The organism is Marinobacter salinexigens (assembly GCF_008370345.1).
GTDB lineage: Bacteria > Pseudomonadota > Gammaproteobacteria > Pseudomonadales > Oleiphilaceae > Marinobacter > Marinobacter salinexigens.
Map to the genome: position 1 here is coordinate 162,530 of NZ_VTUU01000008.1, position 10,802 is coordinate 173,331.

Here is a 10,802-nt window from a genome sequence, read left to right on the forward strand (position 1 = left end):
GTGAACAGGTAAAGGGAATGTCACGGGACTGTCGCATAACTGTCATGACGCGTTTCCATAGTAGAAACATGACAAAGGGAGCACAGGAAGCATCGTGACCGAGACCAATCGGGCAAGCCGACGCCAACAACACATTACCATCGTTTCCGAGACTTTTCCGCCGGAAATCAATGGGGTCGCCAACACTCTCCGGCATTTGTGCCAGGGGCTGATGCAACGCGGCCACAAGGTCACGGTAGTGCGCCCCCGGCAACGTCACGAGTCAAAAGGCGAAGTGGCTGACGCCGGAGACGCCCTGTTCACAAGAGAACACGTCGTTACCGGCCTTCCGCTGCCCGGGTATGCCGATCTGCGTTTTGGCCTGAGTACCGGCAGTGCTCTGAAACGCCTCTGGCGAACCGACCGGCCAGACGCCATTTATGTCGCCACACAGGGCCCTCTAGGGATCGCTGCAGTATCTGCCGCACGCAAGGCAGGCATTCCCGTCAGCTCTGGGTTCCATACCAATTTCCATCAGTACAGCCGCTATTACGGCGTCGGCATTCTGGAGAAATTATTGTGCAGCTACGGTCGCTGGTTCCACAACCGGACGGCCATCACTCTGGTGCCTACCCGAAAAATGCAGCAAGTCACTGCGATGATGGGTATCAAACCAACAGGACTGTGGAGCCGCGGTGTTGACTGCGGCCGGTTTACACCCCACAAACGCGATGAAGAACTCCGCAAAAAGTGGGGACTTGAGGGTAATGACAGAGCCGTCCTTTATGTAGGGAGACTCGCTTCCGAGAAGAATCTCCGCATGGCGGTGGCCTGCTATGAACGCATCCGCGGCCTCCATCCCCAGGCGAAGTTCGTACTGGTTGGTGACGGCCCGCTCCGCAGACAGCTGGTCGAGAAACACCCGGACTACATTTTTTGTGGAACCCAGAGGGGTGAGGATCTGGCCCGGCACTATGCCTCTGGCGACCTCTTCCTGTTTCCCAGCAAGACCGACACGTTCGGCAATGTGGTGCTTGAGGCAATGGCCAGCGGCCTTGCCGTCGTAGCTTATGACGATGCCGCCGCCAGCGAACACCTTCGCCATGAAGAAAATGGCATGAAGGCACCACTTGACGATGATGAAGCCTTCGTTGACAGCGCACTGAGGCTGGCAGATCAACCCACCTTACTTAGCCGTATTCGGGCGCAGGCCAGACTGGATGCCCTGGAGCTGAGCTGGAACGCACAAATCGAACAATTCGAACAACTGGTGTTCAAGCAAAATACAAAGGCGAAATACCATGCAACCAACAAGCAAAGCATCTCGCTTCTTTGACCTGGTAGATCAGCGTGAATACGCCTTCTGCCAGGCGATTAATCGCGCGGTCCGGTTCCGGCCGGTGCTCGGTTACTTCCAACTGGTGAGCAAACTCGGGGATGGGTGGTTCTGGTATGCCCTGATCCTGTCAATGCCCTTTTTTGTACCTCAGACCGGCCCCGGGCTGGCTCTGCTCATGGCCCTGACCGGCCTTACCTGCACCCTGACCTACAAACTCCTCAAACGCTGGCTGATCCGGGAACGCCCCTTCATTTCCTTCCCGAGCATCAACTGCGGCACACCTCCGCTGGACCGTTACAGCTTTCCGTCGGGCCACACACTTCACGCTGTATGTTTCCAGACCATGCTGTTCATGACGGTACCCGTACTGGCACTCACCATCCTGCCGTTCACCCTCAGCGTGGCAGCTTCCAGGGTTGTTCTGGGACTGCACTACCCAACCGACGTGGCCGCAGGGGCCCTGATTGGCGGCGCTATGGGTTATGCATCAATGAAATACCTGTTCGACAACGCGGTAACGCTTTTCCTGGCCTGAGGTCAATCAAACAGCCTTAGCTGGGTGACCGGAGCATCATCATTGCGAAAACGCACGCCGAGCCCCAGCAATCGAACCGGGCGATCTGTCTCACCCACCAACTCCCGGAACAGCGGCAGGTAGTCATCAAGCTGAGGTACCGCCACCTGCTCGCGAACGCGTTCCAGCGTGTGGGTCGAAAAATCACTGTACCGGATTTTTACAAACAGCTTATGGATGGGTTTGGACCCACCCTTTCGGGCCAGCCGACGCTCGAGTTCGGCGACCAGATCAACCATGACGGTTTCGCAGGCAGAACGATCTGGAAGATCCTGGGAGAATGTTCGCTCCACACTGACGGACTTGGCTACACGAGCCACGACTACTTGCCGCTCATCCCGCCCATGTGCCATTTCATGCAAGCGGTAGCCCTGTTTGCCAAACCGCTCCGTCAGAACCTCCGGGCCAACGGATTGCATATCACCACAGGTTTCTATACCCATCCCGTGGAGTTTCGCGGCCGTCACTTTACCGACGCCAAACAGTTTTTCGACCGCAAGCGCACGAACAAAATCGGCCACATCGTCAGGACGAATGACAAACAGGCCATCCGGTTTTTTCCAGTCACTGGCGATCTTCGCCAGGAACTTATTGGGTGCGACACCTGCTGACACGGTGATACCAACCTCTTCGCGAATTCGCTCCCGAAGATATCTGGCCATCAGCGTCGCGCTGCCACGATGCTCGGTGACATCGGAAACATCCAGAAAGGCCTCGTCCAGCGACAAGGGCTCCACCAGATCGGTCAAATCACGAAGGATTCCCATAACGTGCTGTGAAACCGATCGGTACCGGGGCATATCCGGCGGCACCATAACCAGCCCAGGGCACAAGCGCCGGGCTTCACTGGCCGGCATCGCGGAGCGCACACCAAAAGCCCGTGCTTTGTAGTTACAGGTGGCAACCACCCCGCGACCACCATCGCCACCCACCGCCAGCGGCACATCACGCAACGACGAATCGTCACGCATCTCCACCGACGCATAGAAGCTGTCGCAGTCTACATGGATGATCTTGCGTTGCCCGCTCACCGGCCTTTCCTCACCCGAATTCCCCGGGCAGTTAATGACACCCCTAAATGTCAGTGCATTTTACATCTTTATCACAGCGCGCACCGACACCCCAGAACAACTTCAACAAAATCAGATACCTGAAATAACAGGCCCGATTAATGCTTAGACACCAATACGGTGCGGGTTTCCCTTACATGTGTAAAGGCTGACCCAGCTGACAACAAGTTATGACAAGGAGAATGTTATGTCCCTTACAGCAAGAACCCTGAAAGCAACCGCAGCGGCAGTGGCCCTGACCGCTGCATCCGTTGCCAACGCAGACGTTATCCGAATTGACGAAACTGCCTTCACGCCGGATGCTGGTCTGATTACCTTCAGCGAGTATTCCATCGGCACCGTCAATCCGACATACAGCCCTGCTGACTACGGCGGGGGCGCTGGTGCGCCGACCGTCAACTTCGGCGGCTTCTTTACCGGCCAAAGCCTGGGTGGTGCGGGCGACTGCCCTGCAGGCGCGGCCCTTACCGGCTGTGTCATTGGCACTCCGACAGCTTCACTGTCCCTGGATCCGACTTCCCCGGACACCTTCATCACCACTGACGGAGCTAACCCGACTTCACCGGTCCTCTCCGGCACCCCACGATTCAATGGCGCTATCTCCATCCTGTTTGACACCGACCTTGCAGGTGTTGGCCTCGATGGTGGCTATTTCGACGCCATCGGCGGCACCGCCATTACCGCGTTCGACCGGGCAGGTAATATCATTGGTTCCGTTCTGAACGAAGGTCTGGGCATTGAATTCCTGGGCCTGGTAACTGAAGACGGTTCCAATGCCATTGCCGGCCTGCAGTTCAGCCTGGTTGGCGCAGAGCCCGCCGGTTTCGCCATCGACAACCTGCGTTTCGGTACTGGTGACCAGATCGACATTCCGCCTGTCGCCGGCGTTCCTGAGCCGGGCAGCATTGCCCTGCTGGGCCTGGGTCTGATTGGACTGGGTCTGAGCCGCCGCAAAAAGCAGGCCTGATCTACCGTCGACAACGGTCGACGATATATAGCCCGCCCGAAGCCCCTACCAGAACGGTAGGGGCTTTTTTGTAACTTTACAGAGCCGTCATACCGCTGCAAACCATTCGAAACTTACGGTACCATGCCAGATACCAGGGTAGGCCAGTCCCACAGAGCCCTGGCCAGTCACGAACCGAGAAACGCTTGCAACATACGGTAAATCAATGAGTACGCAACTTCCTGAGCAGATCGAGACCGAAATCCAGGCTGCAACATTTCGTCGCCTGGTCCAGCATCTCCGCGACAACACCGATGTTCAGAATATCGACCTGATGAATCTCGCTGGCTTTTGCCGTAACTGCCTGTCCAAATGGTACCGGGCAGAAGCAGGTGAACGAGGCTTCGACATTTCCGATCCCGAAGCCCGGGAAGAGATATACGGCATGCCCTATGAGGAATGGAAAGACCTTTACCAGAAAGGCCCCAAGCAGGACCACAAATAATGAACGTCAACGAAGCGGTACGCATCCACCTGTCTTCCCTCGAGGCTGGCCACGCAGAGTTCGATGACACGCTCGTACTGATCGAACGCTACTTCGAGTTCCAGCCGACCGGCTTTCACAATGGCCCCCTGTTCAATGCACAAGGAGAAAATGCCGGTTCCTGTCGCGTATTCGCATTGGGGCGCCACTGCAACCTGACTGAAGACGAGACCCTGAAGCTGTTTGCGCAACACTATCAGCAGGTACTCGGGGACCCCGCTGGCGACAGCCACGGCAATATCCGCCAGTTCATCAGTTCAGGGTGGTCTGGCATCCGTTTCGAGGAAGAGCCCCTGCGGCTTCGCCCTGCTCCCATCATCACGGAAGAGACGAATTCATGACCGATACCGCCACCACTGGGGTAAAACAGGGTTTTCAGCTCAAGAGCGCCAACCTATCGATGACAGCCATTGAGCTGTATTTCTTCGAGAAGGACGATTTCGAGGCAACACTGCGAGACAAAATCAGTCAGGCCCCGGGCTTCTTCAAGGATATTCCCGTCATCATCAGCATGGAAAAGTATGAGGGGCTGGACAGCGAACTCGACTTTTTCAGTATCATTGGCACCTGCCGCCGACACAGCATTCATGTTGTGGGCGTGCGCGGGGGCAACGATGACCAGCGTCGACTGGCCCGTGGAGCCTCTCTGGCCCTGATACCCGGTAGCCAGCCCCGGGGCCGATCCGGTGATCAGGAAGCCGCGTCCGGAGCCAATCAGGAAGAGGCACAGGAGCCCCCGTCCGAGACTACACCCGGGGCCCCTGCAGCAGCCCCATCATCCGTGGCTACGGCAACGCGGATCATTAGTCAGACAGTACGCTCAGGACAACAGATCTATGCCCCGGAGGGTGATCTGGTGATTCTTGCTCCGGTTCAGGCCGGTGCTGAAGTACTGGCGGCAGGGAATATCCATGTATACGGCCCGCTGCGCGGACGTGCGTTGGCTGGCATCCACGGAGAAGAAAGCGCCCGGGTTTTCTGCCAGTCACTTGAGGCAGAGCTTGTGTCCATCGCCGGACACTATAAAATCTCCGAAGATCTTCAGGACAATGGTTGGAAAAGTGCTGTACAGATCCAGCTCAGGGACGACCTGCTGGTGGTAACGCCACTGGACAAGGCCTGATGGGAAATAATAACTCGACCGGATTATTCGGCAGACACGACGAATCCACCGCGAAACAGGAATGTAACCTTGGCTAGAATTATTGTCGTTACTTCAGGAAAGGGCGGCGTTGGCAAGACAACGACCAGCGCTTCTATCAGCACAGGCCTTGCCAAGCGCGGCCACAAGACCGTGGTTATTGATTTTGATGTAGGCCTGCGTAATCTCGACCTGATCATGAACTGCGAACGCAGGGTCGTTTACGACTTCGTTAATGTGATCCAGGGCGAAGCTACCCTCAATCAGGCACTGATCCGGGACAAACGGGTCGACACTCTCTACATTCTTCCGGCGTCCCAGACCCGCGAAAAAGAAGCCTTGACCAAAGAAGGCGTGGAACGGGTTATCAACGAGCTGTCTGAAACCTTTGACTACATCGTGTGCGACTCTCCCGCTGGTATCGAACACGGCGCCCAGATGGCTCTGTACTATGCAGATGAAGCCGTTGTGGTGACCAACCCGGAGGTGTCTTCAGTACGTGATTCCGACCGTATTCTCGGCATTCTGCAAAGCAAATCCCGCCGGGCAGAGATGGGCCAGGATCCGGTCAGGGAGCACCTGTTGCTAACCCGTTACAACCCGGCTCGAGTGGAAAAAGGTGAAATGCTCTCCGTAGGTGATGTTGAGGAGATTCTTGCCATTCCGCTTCTGGGCGTCATTCCCGAGAGCCAGGTGGTTCTCAACGCTTCCAACCAGGGGGTTCCAGTAATCCTGGAGGAAGAAAGTGATGCCGGACAGGCATACGACGATGCCGTCGCACGCCTTCTGGGTGAGGAGCGGGAACATCGCTTTATGACCTCCCAGAAGAAAGGCTTTTTCTCACGGATGTTCAAGGGGGGCTAAGGGATGAGTTTCCTCGATTACTTCAAAGGCAAGAAAAAGAACACCGCCAACGTCGCCAAAGAACGTCTTCAAATCATCGTTGCCCACGAACGTGGCCAAAGGGAGCAGCCGGATTACCTGCCGAAATTGCAGCAGGAAATCCTGGAAGTGATTCGAAAGTACGTTCAGATCAGCGACGACATGGTTCAGGTGGAGGTGGATCGCAACGACAGCTGTTCCGTACTGGAACTGAACGTGACCCTGCCAGAGCGATAAGCCAGCCACTTCGCCCGCTTACCAGCGGGCGAAGTGATCTTCCATCAGTCCCCTCACCCCTTTTACCGGGATAACCTGCCCGCTATCATCAACGACCTGCCCCTCGAAAGTCCCGATAAACTGTCGGAAATTAGAGGCAAGAATCAATGCGTTCAATCGTTCTTTGCGTACACCTGAAGGTGTAAATCGCAAATCCACCCGACCATCATCCGTGGTCACAGCCCAGTCTTTCTCCGGCTGGTAGCGGTCGAATGAGAATCGGGCAGCGCCGAGTTTTATGCAACGCCCATTGATCCAAAGCGCATTTTCAGTCACCCCTGTTTCGTTAACCCCGGAAGCAAGGTTTAACCCCAGAGAATGGCCACTGGCCAGCTTGCCCGCAATACAGGCCCAGTTCCAGGCGGTTTCACGGCGCATGAAACCACAGCTCCAGTCGATGCTTCCCCGAGAGGATTCATCACATCGCCAGATATCCTGTCCCCAGCGAATCTCACCGTCGACCGGCAATCCGGCAGATTTTCGGGTGAAAACCCATCCGTTGTAGCCCGCGGGAGAAACCAGTCGCAGCGGATCCAGATCATCCTTCAGTTCCAGGTCGACCTCTATCCCGCCAGGCCCTGAAACCGAGACATTGCGGCCGCCAACCCCCGGTGTAATGTTGATAGACAGATCACCCTTGGAAAATGATGCCACCCCCTGCTCAGGTGCAGGCTCAATGCGGGTCCCTATGGCCAGGGGCTGGAGAAAGGACTGCTCACGAAGGGTCCCGCTCTCGAAATCATAGAGGTAGAAAAAGCCATTGCCCACCAGCTTGAGATCGACCAGAGCCAGGCCAAACACCCAACCCGGCGCCTGAACGCTAATAAACTGAAACTGATTGAAGCCCCAACGGCGGGCAAGCCTCGACCGTCGGCGATCCATGACCGTGCGCAGGTCATAGTCGAGGTAGTTGATGTGTTCAACGGCCTCATCCAGCAAGCCGGTTAGCGGTCGTCCATTCGAATTGATCAGGTTTTTTATTGTCATGTTATTCGTCAGTTCGGGCCAATTTCCGGGGCAGGATCACCGGTAAGTTACCTGGTTCACAATCCCCTGCTTACGTGGCCATTCCAGCCATGTCCTCATGCTAGACTCGGGCCACCATATTCAGGGAAGTGTACCGTATGAGAAACCCCGGGGCCCATTGCCTTGCAGGCAGGAATTCAGCATTTGGCGGTGGAATTTGCGCAACAGTCCTCATCGTGGTGCTGGCGATACTTGCCGCAGCCAACGCGAAGGCAGAATTACCAGCTGAAAACGCCGATGGCTGGGAGCTACGCAAGGAAGACGGCAACATTCGCGTTTATACCATCGAACAACAGGACTCGAGTTTCAAGGCGTTCAAAGCCGTTGCTGTTCTCGACACCCCCCTCGAAACTCTGATGGCCGTTATGATTAATCCTCGCTCATGCGTAGAGTGGGTTCTCAACTGCAGCGAGTCCTACGCCTTCGGGAAAGGGAACTTCAGCGACCGGTATGCCTACTCTGTCAACGATATGCCTTGGCCGGTGACTGATCGGGATTATGTGCTGCACATCCGCACTCAAGGCAACAGGGCAAGCGGCGTAGTTATTATGGAGCTGAATGCCACGCCAAACCAACGGGCTGAAAGCAGCAACCGGGTTCGAGTTGATCGCTCTGACACGCTGTACCGTTTTGAGGCCAAGGGGGAAAAAACCCGGATGGTCTGGATCCAGCATACCGACCCCAATGGCGCCCTTCCTGGCTGGCTCGTCAATTCTCTCCTGATCGACATCCCAATCAAGTCCATACAGTCACTGGAACGGGTCGCCAAGGAGGATCAATACCAGGGATTCGGTCTGGTGTATGACGAATCCGGAACATTGATAGATGTTCAGCCATCAGACAGTTAAGGGGATGACGCCATCCCCGCGACGAGCTAAGCTTTAGCAATAGCATTCACCAACGGAAGGCCCCGCTCGATGACTGTTCTCGCTTACGAGATCATGACCCCCAGTATCAAAGCCGTTCCCCAATCCTGGACCATGGACCGCCTCGCACGCTTCCTCACCGATAACGAAATCACCGGCAGCCCAGTCACCGATGACAAAGGTGATATCGTCGGCATCGCAACCCTGAAGGACATCACCGAGTTCCGCTGGAACGCTAACCGCTCGGAAAACGATGCCGAACTGACTCCCGAAGAAGAAGCCGAAGCCAGGCGGCTGCGCATGGTCATTTTTGAGGAAATGGGCAAGGTGCCGGTGGAAGTACGAGACATCATGACCCCCATCGTCCTTTCCGTTGATGAACAGACCCCGGTAAAAGACATTGCCGACATCATGATGCGTGAGCATCTGCATCGGATTTTTGTCAAAAAGGACACAAAAATTACCGGTATCATAACAACTTACGATATGCTGAAATTGATATCAGACCAGCAGCTGGCTAACCGCTGCGCCGGGAACGACTGAGCCACCAGAGAGGTAGCGCGCCCTATGCCCAGAGCACCGCAAGCTCGCAAGAAGATGTATGTCCTCGACACCAACGTCCTGATCCACGATCCCAACGCCCTCCTGAATTTTGAAGAACACGACGTCATCATCCCGATGACGGTCCTGGAAGAACTCGATAACCTCAAGTCCGGCAAGCAGGCCGTTGCAGCGGATTGCCGACAGGCCATCCGGAATATCGACAAGTTGTTGGGCGATGCGTCACCCAAAGAGATCGAGAAAGGCGTACCGATTGTTCGAGCCAAGAAAGCGGCCCCCCTGGGCAGACTGCTCATTCTGATGAGTGCGCAGCATGTGGAATCCCACTCCCTGCCAGAGCACCTGAACGACAACAAGATCATCAACACGCTGGCCGCACTACAGGAAAAGCACAAATCCAAAGACATCATTCTGGTCAGTAAAGATATCAACATGCGCCTCAAGGCCCGTGGTTTCGGTGTAGAGGCTCAGGATTATCATAATGACCAGTTACTGGACGACATTGACCTGCTGCCCACCGGCTACAAAGAATTTCCAAACTCCTTCTGGGATACCATCGAGAAAGTGGAGACGGTGCAGCGGGAAGGGGTTACCGAACACATTCTCAAACGCGAAGGTGACCTGGCCAAACTGAATATCAACGAATTCGTCATTGACGAGCAGGGGTTTGTCGGCAAGGTATCTGACCTGAGCGATACCCAGATCATCATCCGCGACCTGCACCAGCATGATCTGATGAACGAGGAAGTCTGGGGTCTGGTCCCCCGGGATATCTACCAGGCCATGGCGCTGAACCTGCTTCTTGATCCGGACATTCACCTGGTCAATCTGACCGGCTCGGCGGGGTCTGGCAAAACCATTCTGGCACTGGCGGCCTGCATCGAAATGACCGTAGCCAGCAAGATGTACAAACGCATCATCGCCACCCGCTCCACTCAGGGACTCGACGAAGACATCGGTTTCCTTCCAGGTACCGAAGCCGAAAAAATGGAGCCCTGGCTGGGTGCCATCGTGGACAACCTCGAAGCACTGCACGAGGATGATGAGAACATGACCGCCAGTGTTGACTACATCCTCAGCAAGGTGCCGCTGCACTTCAAGTCCATGAACTACATCCGTGGTCGCAGTTTTCAGCACAGCCTGATCATTATCGACGAGTCCCAGAACCTGACGCCGCACCAGATCAAGACCATCATTACCCGAGCGGGTAACGGCTCGAAAGTCATCTGCCTGGGCAACCTGGCACAGATCGATACGCCCTACCTGAGCGCACTCAGTTCAGGCCTGACCTATATGACCGAACGCTTCAAGGGGTTCCGCCACGGCGGCCACATCCACCTGCAGGGCGTACCACGATCGGTACTCGCCCAGTACGCAGAGGCCAACCTCTGATCCTCCACCTCCGCACATAGGGCGGTTTCTGTTCGGAAACCGCCCTTTTTCATACCTGTGACCCGTCCTGAATAAGGTTTACACCTTCCGACTGAAGATTATGGAGGGTGTTATGAATACGAAGAGGCGCAGGAGTCAGCGGGATTATTCGCTGGCCTTTAAATTGGCGGTGGTAGGTCAGGTTGAAAAGGGCGAGATGACCTACA

The 10,802-nt window shown here is 55.8% G+C and carries 13 protein-coding genes; 11 read left to right on the forward strand and 2 right to left on the reverse strand.

The genetic code is table 11. The features are described 5' to 3' along the window. Positions 1-94: 94 nt before the first annotated feature. A complete protein-coding gene (locus tag FWJ25_RS15530; protein ID WP_149601179.1) occupies positions 95-1,315 on the forward strand; it encodes a glycosyltransferase family 4 protein in 1,221 nt (406 codons plus the stop codon). Continuing rightward, positions 1,281-1,853: a phosphatase PAP2 family protein gene (locus FWJ25_RS15535; RefSeq protein WP_149601180.1), complete on the forward strand. Its 573-nt coding sequence runs from the start codon at positions 1,281-1,283 to the stop codon at positions 1,851-1,853. The genes FWJ25_RS15530 and FWJ25_RS15535 overlap by 35 nt, the downstream gene beginning before the upstream one ends. Positions 1,854-1,855: 2 nt before the next feature. Here the strand turns inward: FWJ25_RS15535 and dinB are convergent, their stop codons facing one another. Continuing rightward, on the reverse strand, positions 1,856-2,923 hold the full coding sequence (dinB, locus tag FWJ25_RS15540) for a DNA polymerase IV (protein ID WP_149601181.1): 1,068 nt from the start codon (positions 2,921-2,923) through the stop codon (positions 1,856-1,858). Between the two features lie 226 nt (positions 2,924-3,149). Here dinB and FWJ25_RS15545 point away from each other — a divergent pair, with 226 nt between their 5' ends. The 6 genes from FWJ25_RS15545 to minE all read left to right on the forward strand — a co-directional run bounded on the left by FWJ25_RS15545 (position 3,150) and on the right by minE (position 6,712). Then, positions 3,150-3,929: a PEP-CTERM sorting domain-containing protein gene (locus FWJ25_RS15545; protein WP_149601182.1), complete on the forward strand. Its 780-nt coding sequence runs from the start codon at positions 3,150-3,152 to the stop codon at positions 3,927-3,929. Positions 3,930-4,134: 205 nt separating this feature from the next. Next, positions 4,135-4,413 carry a DUF1244 domain-containing protein gene (locus FWJ25_RS15550; RefSeq protein WP_149601183.1) on the forward strand — a complete coding sequence of 93 codons (279 nt, stop codon included), beginning with the start codon at positions 4,135-4,137 and terminating at the stop codon, positions 4,411-4,413. Further along, positions 4,413-4,793, forward strand: a complete 381-nt coding sequence (locus FWJ25_RS15555; protein WP_149601184.1) for a HopJ type III effector protein — start codon at positions 4,413-4,415, stop codon at positions 4,791-4,793. Before FWJ25_RS15550 ends, FWJ25_RS15555 begins: the two co-directional genes overlap by 1 nt. Further along, positions 4,790-5,575, forward strand: coding sequence for a septum site-determining protein MinC (gene minC, locus FWJ25_RS15560; protein WP_149601185.1), 786 nt, complete (start codon positions 4,790-4,792; stop codon positions 5,573-5,575). Before FWJ25_RS15555 ends, minC begins: the two co-directional genes overlap by 4 nt. A 69-nt stretch (positions 5,576-5,644) precedes the next feature. Further along, a complete protein-coding gene (minD, locus tag FWJ25_RS15565) occupies positions 5,645-6,457 on the forward strand; it encodes a septum site-determining protein MinD (protein ID WP_149601186.1) in 813 nt (270 codons plus the stop codon). 3 nt (positions 6,458-6,460) lie between these two features. Further along, positions 6,461-6,712 (forward strand): cell division topological specificity factor MinE, encoded by a 252-nt coding sequence (gene minE, locus FWJ25_RS15570; RefSeq protein WP_149601187.1) that lies wholly within the window; start codon positions 6,461-6,463, stop codon positions 6,710-6,712. Positions 6,713-6,730: 18 nt separating this feature from the next. Here minE and FWJ25_RS15575 read toward each other — a convergent pair whose 3' ends face one another. Further along, positions 6,731-7,738 carry a DUF2804 domain-containing protein gene (locus tag FWJ25_RS15575; RefSeq protein ID WP_149601188.1) on the reverse strand — a complete coding sequence of 336 codons (1,008 nt, stop codon included), beginning with the start codon at positions 7,736-7,738 and terminating at the stop codon, positions 6,731-6,733. 137 nt (positions 7,739-7,875) lie between these two features. On the opposite strand from FWJ25_RS15575, the gene FWJ25_RS15580 reads away from it, so the two are divergent. The 3 genes from FWJ25_RS15580 (at position 7,876) to FWJ25_RS15590 (ending at position 10,596) form a co-directional block, all read left to right on the forward strand. Further along, entirely contained in the window at positions 7,876-8,625 is a 750-nt protein-coding gene (locus FWJ25_RS15580) for an START domain-containing protein (RefSeq protein ID WP_149601189.1), read from the forward strand. Positions 8,626-8,694: 69 nt separating this feature from the next. Then, complete coding sequence (locus tag FWJ25_RS15585) at positions 8,695-9,186, forward strand: CBS domain-containing protein (RefSeq protein ID WP_149601190.1); 492 nt, start codon at positions 8,695-8,697, stop codon at positions 9,184-9,186. A 24-nt stretch (positions 9,187-9,210) separates the two neighbouring features. Continuing rightward, positions 9,211-10,596 carry a PhoH family protein gene (locus FWJ25_RS15590; RefSeq protein ID WP_438616572.1) on the forward strand — a complete coding sequence of 462 codons (1,386 nt, stop codon included), beginning with the start codon at positions 9,211-9,213 and terminating at the stop codon, positions 10,594-10,596. The last annotated feature ends 206 nt before the right edge of the window (positions 10,597-10,802 follow it).

What these genes read in the sequence shown, in the direction of transcription:
- FWJ25_RS15545 (WP_149601182.1), top strand. Translation starts at nt 3,150, where the DNA reads ATGTCCCTTACAGCAAGAACCCTGAAAGCAACCGCAGCGGCAGTGGCC.
- FWJ25_RS15590 (WP_438616572.1), top strand. Translation starts at nt 9,211, where the DNA reads ATGCCCAGAGCACCGCAAGCTCGCAAGAAGATGTATGTCCTCGACACC.
- FWJ25_RS15575 (WP_149601188.1), bottom strand. Translation starts at nt 7,738, where the DNA reads ATGACAATAAAAAACCTGATCAATTCGAATGGACGACCGCTAACCGGC.
- FWJ25_RS15535 (WP_149601180.1), top strand. Translation starts at nt 1,281, where the DNA reads ATGCAACCAACAAGCAAAGCATCTCGCTTCTTTGACCTGGTAGATCAG.
- FWJ25_RS15585 (WP_149601190.1), top strand. Translation starts at nt 8,695, where the DNA reads ATGACTGTTCTCGCTTACGAGATCATGACCCCCAGTATCAAAGCCGTT.
- minE (WP_149601187.1), top strand. Translation starts at nt 6,461, where the DNA reads ATGAGTTTCCTCGATTACTTCAAAGGCAAGAAAAAGAACACCGCCAAC.
- minC (WP_149601185.1), top strand. Translation starts at nt 4,790, where the DNA reads ATGACCGATACCGCCACCACTGGGGTAAAACAGGGTTTTCAGCTCAAG.
- FWJ25_RS15580 (WP_149601189.1), top strand. Translation starts at nt 7,876, where the DNA reads ATGAGAAACCCCGGGGCCCATTGCCTTGCAGGCAGGAATTCAGCATTT.
- FWJ25_RS15550 (WP_149601183.1), top strand. Translation starts at nt 4,135, where the DNA reads ATGAGTACGCAACTTCCTGAGCAGATCGAGACCGAAATCCAGGCTGCA.
- FWJ25_RS15555 (WP_149601184.1), top strand. Translation starts at nt 4,413, where the DNA reads ATGAACGTCAACGAAGCGGTACGCATCCACCTGTCTTCCCTCGAGGCT.